The sequence below is a fragment of the Brevibacillus reuszeri genome, from assembly GCF_001187725.1.
Classification (GTDB): domain Bacteria; phylum Bacillota; class Bacilli; order Brevibacillales; family Brevibacillaceae; genus Brevibacillus; species Brevibacillus reuszeri.
This window is the reverse complement of the sequence record NZ_LGIQ01000009.1, coordinates 1,017,697-1,036,762: the sequence shown is the minus strand read 5'-3', so window position 1 is coordinate 1,036,762 and position 19,066 is coordinate 1,017,697. Positions and strand designations below refer to the sequence as shown.

Annotated in this window: 20 protein-coding genes; 15 read left to right on the top strand and 5 right to left on the bottom strand. The window is 46.6% G+C overall.

What is annotated here, in order from left to right:
- Positions 1–6 precede the first annotated feature (6 nt).
- On the bottom strand, positions 7–1,608 hold the full coding sequence (locus tag ADS79_RS19140) for an S-layer homology domain-containing protein (RefSeq protein ID WP_236700043.1): 1,602 nt from the start codon (positions 1,606–1,608) through the stop codon (positions 7–9).
- Positions 1,609–1,760: 152 nt separating this feature from the next.
- Here ADS79_RS19140 and ADS79_RS19135 point away from each other — a divergent pair, with 152 nt between their 5' ends.
- Positions 1,761–2,738 carry a YpdA family putative bacillithiol disulfide reductase gene (locus ADS79_RS19135; protein WP_049739984.1) on the top strand — a complete coding sequence of 326 codons (978 nt, stop codon included), beginning with the start codon at positions 1,761–1,763 and terminating at the stop codon, positions 2,736–2,738.
- Between the two features lie 4 nt (positions 2,739–2,742).
- Here ADS79_RS19135 and ADS79_RS19130 read toward each other — a convergent pair whose 3' ends face one another.
- Together ADS79_RS19130 and ADS79_RS19125 are read right to left on the bottom strand one after the other, a co-directional pair.
- Positions 2,743–3,081, bottom strand: coding sequence for a histidine triad nucleotide-binding protein (locus ADS79_RS19130; protein WP_049739983.1), 339 nt, complete (start codon positions 3,079–3,081; stop codon positions 2,743–2,745).
- A 174-nt stretch (positions 3,082–3,255) separates the two neighbouring features.
- Positions 3,256–4,542: an acyl-CoA thioesterase/bile acid-CoA:amino acid N-acyltransferase family protein gene (locus tag ADS79_RS19125; protein WP_049739982.1), complete on the bottom strand. Its 1,287-nt coding sequence runs from the start codon at positions 4,540–4,542 to the stop codon at positions 3,256–3,258.
- A 153-nt stretch (positions 4,543–4,695) separates the two neighbouring features.
- Here ADS79_RS19125 and ADS79_RS19120 point away from each other — a divergent pair, with 153 nt between their 5' ends.
- The 10 genes from ADS79_RS19120 to ADS79_RS19075 all read left to right on the top strand — a co-directional run bounded on the left by ADS79_RS19120 (position 4,696) and on the right by ADS79_RS19075 (position 12,740).
- Positions 4,696–5,133: an Rrf2 family transcriptional regulator gene (locus tag ADS79_RS19120; RefSeq protein WP_049739981.1), complete on the top strand. Its 438-nt coding sequence runs from the start codon at positions 4,696–4,698 to the stop codon at positions 5,131–5,133.
- A 111-nt stretch (positions 5,134–5,244) separates the two neighbouring features.
- On the top strand, positions 5,245–6,549 hold the full coding sequence (locus ADS79_RS19115) for a sigma-54-dependent Fis family transcriptional regulator (RefSeq protein ID WP_049739980.1): 1,305 nt from the start codon (positions 5,245–5,247) through the stop codon (positions 6,547–6,549).
- A gap of 198 nt (positions 6,550–6,747) precedes the next feature.
- Positions 6,748–7,137 (top strand): response regulator, encoded by a 390-nt coding sequence (locus ADS79_RS19110; RefSeq protein WP_049739979.1) that lies wholly within the window; start codon positions 6,748–6,750, stop codon positions 7,135–7,137.
- 190 nt (positions 7,138–7,327) lie between these two features.
- A complete protein-coding gene (locus ADS79_RS19105) occupies positions 7,328–8,689 on the top strand; it encodes an ethanolamine ammonia-lyase subunit EutB (RefSeq protein ID WP_049739978.1) in 1,362 nt (453 codons plus the stop codon).
- 19 nt (positions 8,690–8,708) lie between these two features.
- Positions 8,709–9,536, top strand: a complete 828-nt coding sequence (gene eutC / locus ADS79_RS19100; protein WP_049739977.1) for an ethanolamine ammonia-lyase subunit EutC — start codon at positions 8,709–8,711, stop codon at positions 9,534–9,536.
- 83 nt (positions 9,537–9,619) lie between these two features.
- Positions 9,620–9,829 (top strand): hypothetical protein, encoded by a 210-nt coding sequence (locus tag ADS79_RS19095; protein WP_049739976.1) that lies wholly within the window; start codon positions 9,620–9,622, stop codon positions 9,827–9,829.
- Positions 9,830–9,935: 106 nt separating this feature from the next.
- Positions 9,936–10,886 (top strand): helix-turn-helix transcriptional regulator, encoded by a 951-nt coding sequence (locus tag ADS79_RS19090; RefSeq protein ID WP_049739975.1) that lies wholly within the window; start codon positions 9,936–9,938, stop codon positions 10,884–10,886.
- A gap of 64 nt (positions 10,887–10,950) precedes the next feature.
- Positions 10,951–11,442, top strand: coding sequence for a GyrI-like domain-containing protein (locus ADS79_RS19085; protein WP_049739974.1), 492 nt, complete (start codon positions 10,951–10,953; stop codon positions 11,440–11,442).
- Positions 11,443–11,572: 130 nt separating this feature from the next.
- Positions 11,573–12,172 carry a TVP38/TMEM64 family protein gene (locus ADS79_RS19080; protein ID WP_049739973.1) on the top strand — a complete coding sequence of 200 codons (600 nt, stop codon included), beginning with the start codon at positions 11,573–11,575 and terminating at the stop codon, positions 12,170–12,172.
- 151 nt (positions 12,173–12,323) lie between these two features.
- Positions 12,324–12,740, top strand: a complete 417-nt coding sequence (locus ADS79_RS19075) for a VOC family protein (RefSeq protein ID WP_049739972.1) — start codon at positions 12,324–12,326, stop codon at positions 12,738–12,740.
- A 223-nt stretch (positions 12,741–12,963) separates the two neighbouring features.
- On the opposite strand, the gene ADS79_RS19070 is transcribed toward ADS79_RS19075, so the two are convergent.
- On the bottom strand, positions 12,964–13,437 hold the full coding sequence (locus ADS79_RS19070; RefSeq protein ID WP_236700042.1) for a DUF4259 domain-containing protein: 474 nt from the start codon (positions 13,435–13,437) through the stop codon (positions 12,964–12,966).
- A 545-nt stretch (positions 13,438–13,982) separates the two neighbouring features.
- Here ADS79_RS19070 and ADS79_RS19060 point away from each other — a divergent pair.
- The 4 genes from ADS79_RS19060 to ADS79_RS19045 all read left to right on the top strand — a co-directional run bounded on the left by ADS79_RS19060 (position 13,983) and on the right by ADS79_RS19045 (position 17,883).
- On the top strand, positions 13,983–16,145 hold the full coding sequence (locus ADS79_RS19060) for a protein translocase subunit SecDF (protein ID WP_049739969.1): 2,163 nt from the start codon (positions 13,983–13,985) through the stop codon (positions 16,143–16,145).
- A gap of 79 nt (positions 16,146–16,224) precedes the next feature.
- Positions 16,225–16,851: a LysE family translocator gene (locus tag ADS79_RS19055; RefSeq protein WP_049739968.1), complete on the top strand. Its 627-nt coding sequence runs from the start codon at positions 16,225–16,227 to the stop codon at positions 16,849–16,851.
- A 6-nt stretch (positions 16,852–16,857) separates the two neighbouring features.
- Entirely contained in the window at positions 16,858–17,418 is a 561-nt protein-coding gene (locus tag ADS79_RS19050) for a GNAT family N-acetyltransferase (RefSeq protein ID WP_049739967.1), read from the top strand.
- Positions 17,419–17,523: 105 nt separating this feature from the next.
- Positions 17,524–17,883: a cupin domain-containing protein gene (locus ADS79_RS19045; RefSeq protein ID WP_049739966.1), complete on the top strand. Its 360-nt coding sequence runs from the start codon at positions 17,524–17,526 to the stop codon at positions 17,881–17,883.
- A 59-nt stretch (positions 17,884–17,942) separates the two neighbouring features.
- On the opposite strand, the gene ADS79_RS19040 is transcribed toward ADS79_RS19045, so the two are convergent.
- Positions 17,943–19,064 (bottom strand): hypothetical protein, encoded by a 1,122-nt coding sequence (locus ADS79_RS19040; RefSeq protein WP_236700041.1) that lies wholly within the window; start codon positions 19,062–19,064, stop codon positions 17,943–17,945.
- Positions 19,065–19,066: the final 2 nt, after the last annotated feature.

The following is a 19,066-nucleotide window of genomic DNA, read 5'->3' as shown; positions in this document are numbered from 1 at the left end:
TCATTTCTATAATCGTTCGCGAGCCTTCTTGAGTGTGAGCGAATTGGCAATCGCCGTCCACATATCGGTAGATTCAGAACCGACATACCAGTAGGCCAAGCCGCCAATTTGCCACTGCAGGCTTGCTTGTACTTTTAATCCCATTGATCGGCTTTCCTCCAGCCAGATCGTATGTGTCACTCCTTGTTTTTGATAGGTAGAACGGTATTGTCCAAGAGAGTCATCCCACTTTGTGGTTGCTTTGTACTGGGAGATCAGTTGATACGATTCTGGGATGCTCAGATCGACTGACTGCAGCTGTTTACCAGACTGATACCAGTCACGGGTGTATAGCGGCAGGCCGACAATCAGCCTTTGCGCAGGCACTTCACGCAGCAGATCAGAGATGATTTGCTTGATCCATGGCAAGGAGGCAACAGAGCCTGATTTGATCCCGCCGACCCAATGTTCTTCATAAGCCATCAATACAAGATAGTCTGCATATTTCGCCAGCTTCGCGAAGTCATAAGGCTCGCTCCAGTCTGTACCCGAGTCAGGTGGGATATCGACGGACAGTACAGCTCCCTTTGCATGCAGTGCAGTAGCTAGCTCCTGAATAAACAAAGTAAAGTTGTTACGATCAGCAGGTGCGAAGCCTTCGAAATCAACATTGATTCCATCCAATTGGTACTTGTCGATAAAGCCTGACAATTTTTGCACAACCGCTTTGCGCTTGCTTGCATCCGAGAGTGCTGCATGCGTAGCTGCACTATCAAATTTATTGCCAAAGAGTGCCCAGACCTTCTTGCTATTGTCATGTGCCCAGTGAACAAGCGAAGTATCAGTCAAATCACTAACGGTGCCATCCTTTTGCAGGAAATACCAGCGTGGCGAGATCGTGTTGACACCACTCTTTTTGACTTGTGCAATAAATTCCTCTGTCGTGGATTGATACTGCCATCCGAGTGATACAAGCGGCTTGGAGGAAACTGGTTTTTCATTCAGATCATCCAGAATTCGCTGTAAGATCACGGCTGTTTCCTGTCGAGACAGAGCAGCTTGTGGGCGGAAGTATCCCTGGTAGCCGACCAGCCAATTTTTTTGGATCGCTTTGCTAACCGAGTTACGTGCCCAGCTTGAAACAGTATTTGCATCCTTTACGCCGAGGCTAGTTGTAGTAGAGGCGTCTTGTTCCAGTGCGCGAACGAGAAAAGCGGCAGCTTCCTCCCGGGAAATCGTCCGCTTTGGAGCAAATGTCGATGGGCCAATGCCGTTCGCGATGTTCAGAGCGGCTGCGGCCTGCACGTATCCGTATGCCCATGAGCTTTTTGGGACATCTGTATAGGAGACGACGGTTCCCGATACAGGCTTAATTCCCAGTGCGCGACCCAGCATCGTTACGAACTCCGCACGGGTGACAGGGCTGGTGGGATGGAAATACCCGTTTTCATCCCCAGCAATGACACCAGCTTCATAAAGCGAGCGAATTTGCTGCTCTGCATAGCTGTTTCCAATATCACGCAAGCTGTTCGTAGATGCAGTGGAGGCAGGAACTCCGATTGCCAGTGTGAGGCTGTACATCAGCAAAACAAGTGAAACAAACCAAATATGTATACGTTGTTTATTCATCATACATCCAGTATAAGGAGAGATAACCAGTCTTTCATTGGCTATTTATTGGAAAAAGGGATGGCAAGTGAACTCTTTAGAGAGCTTGGCGATGTGGTATGATAAGAAGGCAATGGCAGGAGAGAGAAGATACGAAACGAGGCGGGAGAGAAATGGAAGACGTACTTATCGTAGGAGGAGGACCATGTGGCCTGGCAGCGGCGATTGCTTGTAAACGAGCAGGGCTGGATCCGATCATTATCGAAAAAGGATCGCTTGTCCACTCCATTTATCGGTACCCCACATATATGATTTTTCACAGCACGCCAGAGCTTTTGGAGATCGGCAGTGTTCCATTTGCAACGGCGAACGACAAGCCGACAAGACAGGAAGCTCTCAACTACTATCGTTTGGTAGCCTCGCGTGAAAACCTTCGTGTGAATGTCTATGAGACAGTTACCGGAGCAGTACAGACTGCAGGTGGGTTTCGCGTGACTACGACAGATCGTTTTTCGACGTCGCATGTATACGAGACGAAAAATTTGATTATTGCAACTGGCTATTTTGACAATCCAAATCACTTGGGCGTACCAGGTGAAGAACTGCCCAAGGTCTCCTCTTTTTATAAGGAAGCTCATCCTTTTTCGGGAATGAATGTAGCGGTGGTAGGTGGTAACAATTCGGCAGTTGATGCTGCGATGGAGCTGGAGCGGGCAGGGGCACATGTGACGGTCATTTGCCGCAGACCTGAGCTGTCCGAAAAAGTGAAGGCATGGACAAGACCCGTTTTTGAGAGTCTCATCACTAAAGGGCGCATCCGTATGTATTTTGGAGCAAATGTAACAAGTATCGAGGAGCGTTCGATCCACGTAAATACGGGTTCAGAGGTTATCAGCCTGGACAATGATCATGTTTTTTCCTTAATTGGCTATCGTCCAGATCGATCCTTCCTGCATTCGCTTGGCGTGAAGACCGACCCAGATTCAGGAATTCCACAGCATGATCCAGAAACGATGGAAACGAATGTCCCACATCTCTACATCGCAGGAGTGATTGCAGCGGGCCACCACGCGAATGCTATCTTTATCGAAAATGGCCGTTTTCACGGGGAAGGAATTGCCCGCCACATCACATCCGGTATAGAACGCTAAGTCATTACATGGTCCACTTGAGCTGCTTGCCGCCAATCAGGTGATAATGCAGGTGGAAAACGGTTTGCTGACCATGCTCGCCGATATTGGTCACGATTCGGAAGCCTTGTTCTGTAACGCCCATTTCTTCCGCAACTTTTTGCAAAGAGAGGTGGAGATGACCGATCAGCTCTTTGTCTTCAGGCTCAATCGCGAGGACAGATTGAATATGCTTTTTTGGGATCATGAGTATATGAACTGGAGCAATCGGATTGATATCGTGAAAGGCGACCACATGCTCGTCCTCATATACTTTTTTGGAAGGCAATTCACCATTTACGATTTTGCAAAAAATGCAGTCCATTTCAGTCAACATCCTTTCTTATATGGAAATACGTGTAAAGCCTACTTCGTCATGAAAGTAGGCTTTACCTGTTTCTCTATCGGAATCATTAGGCAGCTGTAGACAAATCCGTTCCTCGTATGTAGGGACTTGTCCATTACAAAGCTGCAGATTAGCAGAGGACAGCCAGTAGTTTTAGGCAAAAGTAGTTTCCAGAAAACGAAGTACCTCACGCCACGAGTGCTCGGAGGCATAGGCATTGTTTTTTGCTGTTCCACCGTTTAAACGTGTACGCGTGGTCGGGATATAGGGAAAACGAATGGCGTGACCAGTGTCCTTATATGTAAGATGCACGATACGGTGCGGAAACTGATTCGCTTGCAAGCGTTGGACCATTCGCTCACAATGCTCGGCGGCTGGCCACCAGTGATCGTCATCAGATGAGAGCAGCAGAATGGGACCGTTGATCCTTTCGACCGGAATCGCAGCATCCTCCAGCCATTCGCACGCCCTCCAGGCAGCGGCGTGAATATGGTCGATGCGCTCGCCTGCATCCAGCAGCACCTGTGATTCAACCGATTGCTCCTGCGTCCAGTGAACAAAAGGGAGCGGTTCACCACGGAAGGACCAGGAGGACTGAGGGGAAAAAATCTCGGAGTCAGCCGATTCGCGATCGCACCCAATGGATACCGTAGAGCTGGGACTAGAGGCAATGACTGCTTTTATTTCAGGATCGATGGAGCCCATGACAAGCGCCAGTTCTGCTCCTTTTGAACGTCCAAAGACGACGATCTTCTCTGGGTCAACAGTCGGTTGGTGCTTGAGCCATTGAACTGCTTTCTGTACATATTCGAGGGGAATTTGACGAATATCATCAGGTAGGTCATCACACTGGAAGTAAGCGAGGGCAAGTGCTGGAAAGCCATTGGAAGCAAAAAGGGCAGCGAATTGCGAGGACGAACCAATACCACCTTCACTTCCACCCAGTACGAGAACAGCAGGACGATCCTGTGCTTGTGAGTTGTAAAAAAATTGCCCGATCAGACCATTCTCGCGGACCTTCACAATCGAGACATCACGGGAGGCAAAGAAGCGTTTAACGGTAGCTGTCGAGACGGGCTTTTCGTTTACCTCAGCGGTCAAGACAATCTCGGTAGAGCGAGGTGAAAACTCAAAATCATCGAGATTGTATGGACTGTAAAAACGCATCGCCTTGACATGCATCGACCAGAACAGTCCCATCGGATCAATACCTTCGTATGTGCCGAATAGAGGGGCCTGCGAAACCAGATCAACATTGCCGTCCTCATCTGCTTGAAATATGGCGTGAGAGGAGGCGGTTAACTCGCCTCCGGGAAGTCCGTTATTTAAAGTAGCGTGTAGTGTGATTAATTGATGAGGAGCAAAGCCGCTTAGTGTAATATGAACAGGTACGTCTAACAAGGCCGTTGCTGGTGAGACATCAATCTGTGGACGCATCATGCAGACAACACTCCTTTTCAAAAAAATGGAATCAAGACAAGGTAATTATAGTTGACTGAAGAAAGATACGACAAAAACAGATGTGACGGAATGGTTAACTTGACTTCTGTCTGTCGATGTAACTATAATCATTACAACGAAAGGGTGACCTTTATGAAAATTAGTAGCCGCTTCTCGGTAGCTGTCCATATTTTATCGCTACTTTCGATAGAACCGCATGCTCACAATACATCCGAATGGATTGCAGGAAGTGTCAATACGAATCCAGTTATCATCCGCAGAGTGCTGGGGCAGTTAAAAAAAGCGGGGCTCGTCAACGTCCGTGCAGGCGCTGGTGGAGCGACCCTCGCAAAAGATTTGGAGCAGATCACGCTTTTGGATGTCTATCGTGCTGTTGATGTGGTCGAAGAAGGGCAGCTTTTTCATATCCATGAACAACCAAACCCGCAGTGTCCGGTGGGGGCCAATATCCAGTTTGTGCTGGAACTGATTCTTACTCGTGCCCAAAATGCAATGGAGGATATTTTAGGAGGCGTGACAATGTCTCAATTGGTTTGTGATCTTCGCGTACAGATAGAGCAGTCCAGCTGATAGCGCCTTGTTTCTATCGTGCTTACCATCTTGCTTCAAGCAGGGGATATTTCCCGACGTGTCGTATGATATTACAAAGGAGACTTCATTGTATCGGAGGGACGCGGACGTATGACCATGCAAAAAATCATGCAACCGATTACCACCTACCTACGCCCAACCGACACACTGGAAGATGCCGCTCGCGTGATGCTGGAGACGCAGATGGATATGCTTCCGGTAGGAGACGCTCAGGGCAAATGGGTAGGTGTTTTTTCGCATCGCGAGTTGTACCGGATGATACTGGACAAGCTACCTGTGACTACGGCAATTGAAAGCTATATGAACACGGATATCATGATGGCGTTATTGGACCTGATTTGTGATACGAGTGGAGACAGGGGTGAGCCTGGAAGGGTGATCAGTCAGGTCCGCGCACACATGATACTCGATAAAAGCGACCAAGGAAATCGTCAATTGGATAGAGGTGCACAAAAACAGTCTCCGCAAGCACAGTATGACTGGGGACATATTTTATCGCTCGATAAAGCGGTGATTCAATTGATTGACCTTGCGAAAAAGGCGGCACGTAGAAATACGGCTGTCATGATTCGTGGGGAGAGTGGCACGGGCAAAGAATTGTTTGCACAAGCCATCCATAATGCCAGCCCACGAGCTTCCAGACCGTTTGTTACCATTAACTGCGCATCTGTTCCAGAGCATTTGTTGGAGGCTGAATTTTTTGGCTATGAAACAGGAGCCTTTACAGGGGCAGATCGGGCTGGACGCATTGGGAAATTAGAGCTGGCTCATGGGGGTACCTTGTTCTTGGATGAAATCGGAGACATGGCTATGCATCTGCAGGCCAAGCTGCTTCGGGTCATCGAAGGAAAGGAATTTTTTCGAATCGGCGGGACCAAATCGATTCAAACAGATGTCCGCATCATCTCTGCGACGAATGCCCCACTGGAGGAGTTGATGCTGCAGCGGAGGTTTCGAGAAGAATTGTACTACCGGCTGGATGTGGTCACATTTACACTCCCTCCGCTACGAATGCGCGGCAACGATACACTGATGTTGGCCGATGCATTTATCAAGCAGCTAAATCCGATTCTGGATACTTCCATTACGGGAATAGATGAAACCGTTCAAAAGCTGTTTGCGCAATACGATTGGCCTGGGAACATTCGTCAGCTGCGTAATGTAATTGAGCGTGGCATGATTATGGCAGAGCATGGGCTAATCTCCGTTACAGATTTGCCCGAGGAGATGATCAAGCAAGCTGATGAGCGGGACTGCAAGTTATTGGTTCAGAGCGCAAAAAAAAACGAATTGGAACGTGCACTGCGCGAGACAAACGGGAACAAAGCAAAAGCCGCACGGATGCTCGGGATAAGCAGATCTGGATTTTACGAAAAATTAAAAAAATATCAATGATAGCTCTTGATGTATAACTCTCCTATTAATTCAGCTCTCTCAATGAATCGGACTATTAAGGGTGGAAATAGTAAAAAAATACGGATATAATGTTATTATTCTGAAAGAACGAAGAATGATCGACAATGGCGTCGATTTTTGTAGAACATTTCTTGAAGTGTTGGCACGTCCATTCTCTTATGATCAGGAGGTGGAATTTTGCGTCATCATTATCGAATCATTATCGTAGACGATGATCCTATTACCCGAATGGACCTGATTGAGATGCTGCAGGCGGAGGGCTACGACGTAGTGGCAGAAGGAAAAAACGGGGAAGAAGCTGTTCGATTGACGCAAAAGTGGAAGCCTCATCTTATCATCATGGACGTGAAAATGCCGGTCATGGATGGATTGACTGCTGCTGGAATTATTCACAGAGAATCAAATGTAGACGTAATGCTCTTAACCGCCTATAGCCAAAAGGATATGGCGGACCATCCCAAGGCAAAAGGAATTTGTGCTTATCTGGCTAAGCCTGTTATGGAGGAAGACTTTTTACCGGCTGTAGCATCGGCTTTAGCCAAACACAGCATTGTTATCGAAAAGTAAAAAGAAAAAGCAAAGGCGCTTGGATAGAGATGGAGAAATTCCGTCTGTTATTCAAAGCGCCTTTTTGTACAAATAGGAATGAACACATTCCTGTCCAGTATAAGTAAAGCCGCGGTTCCGCCATCGACATGACGCAGCCAGGCTTGCTACATTTCATTCGACTCAAACGTGAAAGAGAGTGAAGCTGAATATGAAGTTGGCATGTGTGATACGTAAACAAACATATCAGTTTGGGTCCCTGCGAGAAGTATTGGCAAAAGCAAGTGAAGAAAAGTCTGGAGATCGCATGAGCAAGCTGGGTGCCGAGTCTGCGCTGGAGCGTATGGCAGCCAAAGTCGTATTGAGCGAAATGCGTCTTTCAGACATTTATGAAAATCCGGTCATCCCCTATGAAACAGACGAAGTGACGCGGATTATTTATGATGATCTGAATCTTTCTATTTACGATGAGATTAAAAATTGGACTGTTGGCGAGCTGCGTGAGTACATCCTGTCGTTTTCATCAGGAATGCCTGAATTGACGAGAATTGGCAGAGGGCTTACGAGTGAGATGATCGCGGCTACGGCCAAGCTGATGTCGAGTATTGACCTGGTTATGGCCTCGCAAAAAATGCGGCATCAGGCTTACTGCAACACCCTGATTGGGGAGCCGGGACGACTCGCATTCCGTTGCCAGCCTAACCATCCGATTGATGATCCAGACGGCATTCTGGCTTCGATAAAAGAAGGACTTTCTTATGGTTCAGGAGATGCTGTCATTGGGATTAACCCGAATAACGACTCTGTTGAAAGCGTAACCAAGCTGCTAAAGATGACGCATGACTTTATGCAGAAATGGCAGATCCCGACACAAAACTGTGTGCTCGCACATATTACGACACAGATGCAGGCATTGCGCGTGGGAGCGCCGATCTCGTTGATGTTCCAAAGTTTGGCAGGCTCCCAGCGGGCGAATGATGCTTTCGGGGTAAGCAAGGATATTTTGGATGAAGCGATGGAACTGATGCTGCGTAAAGGAACTGCTACAGGACCAAACGTCATGTATTTTGAAACTGGACAAGGCTCTGAAGTATCCTTGGAATCGCATGAAGGCGTGGATATGCAAACCTTGGAGGCGCGTACGTACGGCTTTTGCAGACATTGGAAGCCATTTATGGTCAACAATGTGTCCGGCTTTATCGGACCTGAGACATTGTACGATGGCAGACAGATGATCCGTGCCGATTTGGAAGACTTGTTTATGGGCAAACTTCATGGTCTGCCTATGGGAATTGCGCCTACTTACACGAACCATATGCATGCAGACCAGAACGATCAGGAAATTGCCGGTATGCTGACGACACTTGGCGGAGCCAATTTTTATATGGGAGTGCCTGGTGGAGATGACGTCATGCTGAGCTATCAGGATACAAGCTTCCATGACGACGCTAGCTATCGCGAGCTTCTCGGGCTTCGTCCACTGCGTGAATTCGAGAAATGGCTGGAAAAAATGGAGATTATGGAGAATGGACGCTTGACAGAGCGAGCAGGGGATTTAACGATTTTTGACTAGCGAGAATGGGGGAAGCACAATGAAACAGATTAATTTGGATGACCTGGTCCAACGCGTACTGGAGGAGCTTACCCGGAAAGAGCAAGACGTGATTCAATTTCCTGAGGAAAAACAGCAAGGCGTAGAGCGGCCGAACAATCCGGAGGCTCTGGAGGCTGCGATGAAGCGGACACCGGCACGAATCGGAATTGGACGCGCTGGTACGCGCATGAAAACCGGTAGCTACTTGCAGTTCCGTATTGATCAGGCTGCTGCTCAGGACGCGGTCATGAAAACCATCAGTCCTACTTTGCTCGAAACCTTGCAGCTTCCAGCTCTCCATACCAAATCCGCGGATATGTCCGATTATTTGATGAATCTGGACTCTGGGCGGGCGCTTTCAGAAGAGTCGGTCCGCTGGCTCGAGCAAAATGGCGATAAAGGCAAAGACGTTCAAATCATTATTTCGGACGGACTCAGTACGTCTGCTTGCGAAGCAACGATCCCAGATCTGCTGCCTGCACTCCTGCAAGGCTTGGCGATGCGCAATATTAGCGTGGGAAAACCGGTGTTTATCCATCGTGGGCGGGTATGGGTGCAGGATCAGGTAGCCTCTATCGTCAATTGCAAAGTCGTGATTTCATTAATTGGCGAGCGACCTGGACTGGCAACCGCAGAAAGTCTCAGTGCTTACATGATTTACAAACCGGATACGAATACGGTAGAATCAGATCGTACAGTCATTTCCAATATTCATCGCGGAGGTACTTTGCCGATTGAGGCAGGTGCTTATCTGGCGGAGCTTTTAGAGGATATTCTGAAATATCAGGCGAGCGGAGTCAAATTAATGCAGCTTCGTGCAAAATAACGGGTTGATTCCTGCTAGTAGTTCCTCTTATCTTGCTCTAGAATACAAGGGAGAAGACCATTATTTATGAGGGGTTGCTATGCATGTCGGAACAAAATCAAAACGAAAAAGAAACCGTAGAAGCAAAGCCTGCAAAAATTAGCCTGCAAGAGGCGATGAAACGCAAATTGGCAGAAAAAAAGCAAGCACAAGCGCAAGCGAATAACCCTGCCAATCAAAAGGCAAAAAATCAAACGGTGAAAAGCCAACATACGAAAAAACCAAACAACCAACGCAGACGCACAGGTGTTTAAGATTGAACGATACCGAGTGTCAGGAGGGGATTTACAGCAAGCTTCATTGCTGTGAATTCCCTTCTTTGTATTTGCTCTTAATGGGCAAGGAGAGGACTGAATACCATTGAAGCTAGAACGATTGCTAGCCATCATCATGATGCTTTTAAATCGGCGCAGGCTAAGCGCCAGAGAGCTTGCTGACCATTTTGAAGTTTCATTGCGCACGATTTATCGCGATCTGGATGCCATCAATGCAGCAGGAATCCCGATTGTTGCCTATCCAGGCTCAAGTGGCGGCTACGAAATTATGGAGAGCTTTACGATCGATCGGCAATATCTTTCTTTGGAAGAGCTCGTGGCGGTTATTGCAGCGCTAAAAGGTGTACACTCTTCCACAGAGGATAAGCAGATTGGGCAGCTTTTGGAGAAAATCAATGTGCTTCTATCTACTTCATCGCCCTCGATTGCCTACAATCAGCATCCAGTAGTCTACGACTTTAATCCGTGGGGCAGCACACCTGCTATCGCACAAAAAGTCAGCACGCTACGAGATGCGATTGCGCGCAAAATGCGAGTGAGCATCGTCTATACGAAAATCGGTGGACAGTCTGAAGAACGAACGATAGAACCGATTTCGCTGATCATCAAAGGCTATGTCTGGTACGTCTATGCCTATTGTCTACGCCGTATGGAATATCGATTATTTCGACTCTCGCGGATTGAGCAGCTGGTGGTGCTCACGGAGGAATTTATGCCCCACAAAAGTGAAGTAGACAAGCTCGTATGGCAAGAGGATTGGGATACAGGGCCGCGTGTGGAGCTCGTGCTTCGTTTTGCTCCAGCGGTTCATGTGCGAGTGCGTGATATGTTTCAGCCAGAAACGATTGAAATTCAGGAGGATGGTTATTTGCTGGTGCGGACCGTGATGGCAGACGATGAATGGCTGCACGGAATGCTGCTAAGCTATGGTGAATCACTTTTTGTGCTCGAACCGGCTTATATCAAAGAGCGCATGGGGGAAACGATAAAAAAAATGCTCCTTCAATACGAAAAAGCTTCTAACGTTGACAGATAGATGTCAGGGTAGGATCGGTATACTGTTTCTTGTAAATAACGATTTCGAGGAGCGTGGAACCATCATGGACCATAAAATTGTAAAGCTGGGCGAAAAGCGAATCGCTGGACTCAAAGTTGTCACGACCAACGAAGCAGAACACGGACCAAATGCAAAGATCGGAGCACTGTGGCAGCGTTACTATGCAGAAGGCTTTCCAAACAGCACTCCAAATCAAGCAGAGCAGGGAGTCGTTTACGGAGTCTATTCAGACTATGAGAGTGATGAAAAAGGCTCTTACTCTCTTTTAATAGGGGTGGAGGTGGAAAAAGAGGCTGAGCTTCCTGTTGATCTATCTATAACAACCGTCCCACAAGCAACCTACGCCGTTTTTACCACTCGCGTTGGTCCGGTAACAGAAGTCGTTATAGAAGCTTGGGAGAAAATCTGGGAGTGGTCGAAGCAGCCAGGAAACAAGCGCACGTATACCGCTGATTTTGAACGCTATGATGGGGTTCGTTGTGCTGATCCTAATCATGCCCAAGTGGAAGTGTATATCGCCATCTCAGAAGAATAGGCTCGTATTCAAAACAAGCTGTTGTAGCTGTCAGGCTGCAACAGTTTGTTTTTTTACCCTTTTTTGGTTTAAAGTAATCACAGACATGGAATATAACGGTAAGAACACTGAGAGGAGCTTTCGCTGACGGATGGATTGGTTGACAAATGTGGACGGATTAGCAGAATGGATTCGTTCCTGGGGAATACTGGGTATCGCCGGAAGTATTGTGTTAAATATCGTGATCAGCGTGGCGGGCGTCTTGCCTTCCATTTTTTTATCGGGGGCAAATGCTGTCGTCTTTGGTTTGTATGGCGGATTTTTGATTTCATTGACGGGTGAGGTTGCAGGTGCTGCTATCGCTTTTTTGCTCTATCGTTATGGTATTCGCAGCAGCATGCGATTGCAAAAGCTGGATTCGTTCCAATGGGTTCAGCGAATAAATGGTACGTCACGATTTCGAAAATGTCTCGCGATTGTCCTGCTTCGATTGAATCCTTTTATCCCTTCAGGAGTGATCAATCTGGGGGCAGCGATTACCAGCCTGTCGTTTGGTGACTTTCTGCTCGCCACCTTCATCGGAAAAATTCCTTCGATGGTCTTCGAAACGTTTGTCGGGCATGATTTGATCTATTTTGGAGAAAATAAGCTCCGCCTTCTCTTCTCTCTACTAGCAGCTGGGCTTGTCCTGATCGTATTTTGGAATAGTGGGAGCAAAGGGAAAAAGCGAGAACACGAGGATTCGTGTTAATCAAAACAACATACATATGTAATCGAAATATTCTTGCAGAATCATACCTAGTAAATGGTAAAATCAAGATGTAGTGACTGAGTCTTTTAGTAATCATTCAATCATTCGCTTTAAGGGTCGACTACCAATCAAACCGTAGGAGTGATCGGGTGTGGGAGTGCAGGCAGACAAAATCTTTGTCAATTTACCGGTGAAGGATTTACAGGCATCCATCGACTTTTTTTCAAAGATTGGCTTCTCGTTTAATCAGCAGTTTACCGACGACAACGCAACCTGTATGGTGATAAGCGATCACATTTATGTCATGCTACTTGTTGAGGGCTTCTTTAAAACCTTTACCAAAAAAGACATTGCCGATGCATCGACGAGCACAGAAGTCATAGTGGCACTTTCGGCAGATAGCAGGGAACAAGTAGATGAGATCGTAGGGAAAGCACTTGCTGCCGGAGGTACTGCTTCCAACGAGCCAACAGATCACGGCTTTATGTATAGCAGGAGTTTTCAGGATTTGGACGGTCATCTATGGGAGTTGATTTATATGGAACATGGAGCGGTAGAACAGGCATAAGCGTGGATAACACCTCCTTTTTGGGGGTGTTTCTGCTTGGAAACAGCATGCCTCAGTACTGGACGAGTGGGGTAGATGCACGAAGCGCAAAAGGAAAAATAGTCATACGAGTAAAGTAGGGGAGGAAAAAGCAGAGGCAGAAAGGGACTTGGGCAAAGTTTATGACTGCCACTGCTTTTTATTTAACGATGAAAGTGTTTTGATGCGATCAGACGTCATTTCACTATGAAACGCTGGCGATTTCTTTTTCCACGCGATGAATCAGAGATTCCAGGTTTGCTTTCCATTCAGCCCAGCTTGATGATTCACTCCATAGTTCTATGATTTCCCTCGGTTGATCACCATCTTGGACTTCATCTCTGATGTCTGTTAAATATCGCAAAATGAATCTCAAAGATTTTTCGTCCGCTGTAACAGAATGAGCTTTTTCAAATTCGATGTCAGCCTCATAAATTTTTCCCGTATCAAGGTACTTCAGATAAAGCTCTGCAAGCGCCATTGCACTCGTATCGTAGAAAAAATCAACGTCCTCAAAGGTCTCTCCAAAAAAGCCCTTGTCTTTCATTGCAGCAACGAATTCTGACAGCTTCAGATGATTTGAATCCAAATGATTTTGGAGATAATCCTTTAAAAAATCGACTACATCCAAACCCTCATCGCTTTCTAATGCTTTGTATCCCCATGCTCCCATATTCATTCTCCTCTCTCATGATAGCTGATCCATTTTTTCTTTAAGCCTACCATAATTTTACTTCATAAGGAGCACAACTCCTGCTTCATGAAACTTTTTCCAGGCACTCGCGTAAATAGGGGAATGAGGTTAAGCTGGCATAGAGGTGCCAATAGCAGGGAGGTGATGAAAATACTATGACCAAGTGGGTTAAGGTTATTATAGCGGTGATCATGATTGCTTTGTTTTGCTTGAATTCGCTTCAGCTCCCTTTGGAGGCGGGAACAAGCACAGAGCAATCTTTACTCATAGAGCATCTGCCTTTTGATGAGCATGCAACATTTCTCAAGGAAAATCATCAGGCGCCGACTTTCTTTTCGTTCCTTTTCATGCTTTGCATCATTTTCACCTTACTGTTTGTTCGTTACCGATCCAAAATCAGGCGGTTTCTTTTCTCTGTGATTCCGATCTTAAAACAGACATTTCTTTTATACCCAATTCATTTTGAATCAAGATACATAGTTGTACCTCCCTTTCATCTAGCAAAATAGAATGAAATGGGGAGTAAGAAAGTGAAGAAATGGTCCAGAGTCGTCAGTTTTATCGTGATCGTCCTTGCTGCTAGCTGGTTCATGTTAGCCACTACGCCGGGCATCGCCCAAAAAATCAATTTGGGCCTGGATTTGCAGGGTGGCTTTGAAATCTTGTACCAAGTTGAGCCAATGCAAGAAGGAGAGGCCGTTACGAAAGATTTATTGAACGTAACAGCAACGATGATTGATAAACGAGTCAATATCGGTGGTGTCAAAGAGCCTGAAGTCACAATCGAAAATCCGGATCGCATTCGAGTCAAGCTGGCAGGTGTCACGAATGAGGACACGCTCCGGGATTTGATCGGGAAGCCTGCCGTGCTCACCTTTCGAGATGAACAGGGAAGAACGGTGATGGAAGGACGGGATTTGGCGCCGAATGGAGCCAGTGTAGATTTTGATGACCTAAAACGACCATTGATTGTTTTGAAATTTGCTGATGCGCAGAAGTTTGCCGATGTGACCAAACACAATCTCCATAAAAATGTAGCGATTTATCTCGATGATGAGATGCTGACCAATCCAGTGATTGAGGAAGTCATTACAGCCGGGAAGGCGCAGATCAGGGGACAGCACTCATTGGAAGAGGCCAAGCAGCTCAGGGATATTTTGAATTCAGGGGCTCTGCCTGCCAAGCTGGTCGAGCTCCAGACAAACTCTGTCGGAGCCAGCTTAGGGGCAATGGCGCTCGAGAAGACACTGTTTGCCGGTTACGTAGGGTTTGGTGTGGTCCTTTTGTTCATGCTGTGGATGTATCGGATGCCAGGAATGATTGCAAACATCACGCTTGTCTTTTTCACCTACATTTGTTTACTGGTGCTGTCTTGGATGAACGCAACTCTGACTCTGACTGGGATCGCAGGCTTTATTTTGTCAGTTGGCATGGCGGTTGATGCAAATATTATTACGTATGAGCGTATTCAGGAGGAGCTGCGCAGCCACAAAACAGCATTATCGGCATTTCGTACTGGTCAGCGCCGATCATTCATCACCATTTTGGATTCTCATGTGACGACCATTATCGCTGCACTTGTTTTGATGGCATTTGGTTCCAGTTCCATCCAAGGCTTTTCCACCATCTTGATCATGACGTTAATCGTAAGCCTGTTTACGAATGTTTTCGGGTCGAGGTGGCTGCTTTCTCTGCTGCTCAAAGCGAATCTATTTAAGCGGCCAGAATGGTACGGGGTGGCGAAGCGAGATATTGGGGAGAGGGAGGATGCCCAGCTCGTACGATTTGACATCGTGAAAAGGCGCCGCAGCTTTTACGTGCTCTCTACAAGTATTCTGGTACTGGGACTTTGCTCGATGTTTTACTTTGGTTTACATGTAGGAGTTGATTTCAAAGCTGGCACAAGACTAGACATGTATATCGGAAAAGAATTTCACTCAGCGGAAATCGAAACCGTCCTTAACCAAAAGGTCCCTGAAAGTGAGTTCAAGCCTGTCGTCAAGTATGGCAGTAAGAATGAATGGGCGACGACTACTTTTGAGAAACCGATAAACAAGCTGGAGCTGGAAGAGATTCAAAAGAGTCTCAAGCAGAACTATGGGAGCCAGGTAAATATGCAGGAATCGACTGTTGACCCGATGATTGCAGATGAAATGGTGAAGAAAGCAGCTATCGCAGTAATTCTGGCGGCGGTTGGCATTACGATTTACATCGCTATTCGCTTTCAGTTTTTGTTTGGCATTGCCTGCATTGTCGCCTTGTTACATGACGTCTTTGTTCCACTGGCGCTCTTCTCACTCTTTCAATTGGAGATTGATTTGACGTTCATTGCTGCGATCCTGACGATTGTAGGTTTCTCTATCAACGATACCATCGTCATCTTTGACCGCATACGTGAAAATATGCGAAATCGCAAAGTAAAGACCTTCGAGGAGCTGCAGCAGCTCGTAAATGTAAGCTTATGGCAGACAATGCGCCGCTCAGTTTTTACCGTATTGACGGTATTCATAACGGTCATGGCGATTGCCTTGTACGGCAGCGAGGGAGTCTACCATTTTTCGTTGGCCTTGATCTTTGGTCTGATCAGCGGAACCTATTCGTCGATCTTTATCGCCGCTCAGGTATGGGTGAGCTTGAAAAAACGGGAAATCAGGACGCAAAAAGCATTAGCTGAGAAGGAATTAACAAAGTAATGAGAACTTGTCGCAATGTTCTGTAAGGACTATAATGAAAAAGTCTGCGAGCGATGTTGAACAGAAGGGAAGAAACATCATGATTGACTTTTCTACATTGGGTGCTTTTTTGGCTGTTGTCATTGGACTGTTCTTGATTCCGGGTCCAGCCGTATTATTGACCGCGACTCGAACTGTACAGGGCGGTCGAAAAGCAGGGATCATGGCAGGCTTTGGCATTGCGACAGGTGATTTCATTCATACGGTTTTTGCAGCGGTAGGACTTTCTGCGATTTTGATGACCTCTGCACTCGCATTTCATGTTGTAAAGTACGCGGGAGCTGCTTACCTGATTTACCTGGGAATTCGCGCCTTGCTGGAAAAGCCAACTGATCCAGAGCTGCCAAAGGTTGCTCCGCTGCCACCATTTAAAGCGTACGTGGAAGCGATCGTTGCGGAGGTCCTCAATCCAAAGACCGCTTTATTTTTCCTGGCATTTTTACCGCAGTTTGTACACCCGGAGCGGGGAGCATCCATGATGCAATTTCTTATCTTGGGATTGATCTTCGTGATCCTGGGGTTCTTTTACACGACTTTGATTGCAGTAAGTATCCGCCCATTGGGACATCTGGTTAAGCGGATTTCCTGGCTTGGCCCTTGGAGTGGCAGAATAGTCGGATCTGTTTATATCTTGCTGGGCTTGAAGGTAGCATTCCAACAGAGGTGATGACGATTGGACAAAAACGCGAACATTCTTTATCGGACGCTGCAGTTGCCTGACTTTTCTCCCACCTTGCTCGGTTCCTTTCATCGCTATCAAGAGACGACACGTGTCTGGTACGAGAAGGATGGACAGTATCTCCAAAAAGAGGATCACTTTATTGATGAGTGGGATGATCACAAGAAGGAGCAGGTCATCTCATCATTACGCGCGTGCGTGGCTTCAGGTGGTGTAGTCGTAGGAGCTTATGTAGAAGATGCATGCATCGGCTTTGTCAACGTAGAGGGGGCACGATTTGGCTCCAAACAGCAATATGTTGAGATGCCGTACATCCATGTCTCAAACGACTGGAGAGGGGCTGGACTAGGAAGAAAGCTGTTTGCCCATTGCTGCGAGCAGGCAAGACAGTTAGGGGCCACAAAGCTTTACATCGCAGCACATCCATCTGTAGAAACCCAGCATTTTTATCGCTCAATTGGATGTACGTACGCGAAAGAGATCAATGAGGAAATTCTGGCCAAAGAGCCGCTGGATATTCAAATGGAGTTTCTCTTGTCAGAAAACCATTCATAAAAATGATAGGCCGGGGGAAGCACGAATGGCTCTCCCGGTTTTTCACTGATGGGCGCCCCATCTTGTTTGATGAAAGCACTACATATATTGAGAGGATGTTGACCCGTGGAAAAGGTGAATATTCAGGAAAAGTTCTCACTCTTTCATGACTACTGGAGTCCCAAAATAGCTGGAGAAATCAACGATTCGTATGTAAAGCTTGTCAAGCTCAAAGGAGAATTTGTTTGGCATCATCATGACCATGAAGATGAAATGTTTCTTGTAGTAAAAGGAAGACTACAGATGAAATTCAGAGACAAGGATGTATGGCTGGATGAGGGTGAGTTTATCGTTGTTCCAAAAGGTGTAGAGCATATGCCCGTTGCTGAGGAAGAAGTACATGTACTGCTGCTTGAGCCAAAAACAACCCTCAATACAGGGAATCAAGTGAACGAAAGAACGGTTTCTGACCTACCAACCATCTAAAAACTCTTAAAAAGAAGATCCCCTCTCGATTTTTGACGACGAGAGGGGATTGCTATTTCTTATTTCACTTCTACCGTAAAATCCTTAAGAGGACGACTAGCCCAGCCCTGTTTCAGAGAAACGATAAATCTGTAGCTTGCCTTCGGAGCGCTTTTGCTCGTTTTGACCTTGATTTGGACAGTTGCCGTTTCTCCAGGCATTAATTCCAGATTCTTTTCAGGATCGGTGATGACCTTCACCATATTCGGACTGTTGTAAGCAAAAGAATAATTAATATCAATAGTGTACTTGGCAGAGTGAACTTTGCTGCTGTTGGTCACCTGAACATTTTCAATGAGGAGTTCTTCCCCAGGAGACATGACGTAGCTACCGTCGGCATTCTTCTGTTCCTTTTTCGTGTTGTTTTTACTTGGTGGAGTTGGTGCTGGCGTTTGGACAACCTGAGATGGTTCTGGTGGCGGCGGTGTGGCCACATTTTCAGTCTGTGGATAGTTTTTAAGTAGGTACACCACTACATCATTCGATTCAGGATAATGGTCCACCTTTACCATCGTATAACCGGTCGGGGAATCATAGAAATCAACATTGCCCGTATCCTGTGTTTTCGTTAGCTTTGACAGCCATGGCTTGCTCAGTAAATCCTTTTTGCCATCATAGGACATGTAGCTTATGTACTGGTCGTTTTCATCGAAGAAAATAGAAAATGAACCGTAGTTATAGCACAAATTCGTTGTTTCCCCATCTACGTATGACTCAGACTTCGGCTTACCAAGAAGCGTCTTCACTTCTTCTTTTGTCAAATGAAAGGAGAGTACCTTTTCCGTCCCAGCTTGATTGAAGATCGCTACATACTCACCCATCTCCAAAGAAGCGCGGAAAGGCTCAACAGCTTCTACAGACGCAGTGTTACTTACCGGAATCGCGACTGGTGGTGTCTGTGTCTGCGAGGACTCAGGGGAGCTGCTTTCTCCAGCGGTCCCTTCACTGGCCGTCTGAATTGCTTCAGTACTGATTTTCTGAGCTGGTTGCTGAGTAGCTGTCGTTTTAACAGTGGGGGCTTTGTTGGAGTCAAATACAAACTGATTTAACACAAAGATGGACCCGGCTGCTACTCCAAGAACGGCTCCGATTACCGCAATAAATTTACCTAACTCGCTTTTTGTGTCATTCTTTTTTGCCAAAA

Bases quoted from the DNA above. Each gene is read 5' to 3' on its own strand.
- ADS79_RS19130 (WP_049739983.1), bottom strand. From the start codon at position 3,081: ATGGACTGCATTTTTTGCAAAATCGTAAATGGTGAATTGCCTTCCAAA.
- ADS79_RS19070 (WP_236700042.1), bottom strand. From the start codon at position 13,437: ATGAATATGGGAGCATGGGGATACAAAGCATTAGAAAGCGATGAGGGT.
- ADS79_RS19140 (WP_236700043.1), bottom strand. From the start codon at position 1,608: ATGAATAAACAACGTATACATATTTGGTTTGTTTCACTTGTTTTGCTG.
- eutC (WP_049739977.1), top strand. From the start codon at position 8,709: ATGAAACAGATTAATTTGGATGACCTGGTCCAACGCGTACTGGAGGAG.
- ADS79_RS19085 (WP_049739974.1), top strand. From the start codon at position 10,951: ATGGACCATAAAATTGTAAAGCTGGGCGAAAAGCGAATCGCTGGACTC.
- ADS79_RS19115 (WP_049739980.1), top strand. From the start codon at position 5,245: ATGACCATGCAAAAAATCATGCAACCGATTACCACCTACCTACGCCCA.
- ADS79_RS19120 (WP_049739981.1), top strand. From the start codon at position 4,696: ATGAAAATTAGTAGCCGCTTCTCGGTAGCTGTCCATATTTTATCGCTA.
- ADS79_RS19095 (WP_049739976.1), top strand. From the start codon at position 9,620: ATGTCGGAACAAAATCAAAACGAAAAAGAAACCGTAGAAGCAAAGCCT.
- ADS79_RS19055 (WP_049739968.1), top strand. From the start codon at position 16,225: ATGATTGACTTTTCTACATTGGGTGCTTTTTTGGCTGTTGTCATTGGA.
- ADS79_RS19135 (WP_049739984.1), top strand. From the start codon at position 1,761: ATGGAAGACGTACTTATCGTAGGAGGAGGACCATGTGGCCTGGCAGCG.
- ADS79_RS19125 (WP_049739982.1), bottom strand. From the start codon at position 4,542: ATGATGCGTCCACAGATTGATGTCTCACCAGCAACGGCCTTGTTAGAC.
- ADS79_RS19080 (WP_049739973.1), top strand. From the start codon at position 11,573: ATGGATTGGTTGACAAATGTGGACGGATTAGCAGAATGGATTCGTTCC.
- ADS79_RS19105 (WP_049739978.1), top strand. From the start codon at position 7,328: ATGAAGTTGGCATGTGTGATACGTAAACAAACATATCAGTTTGGGTCC.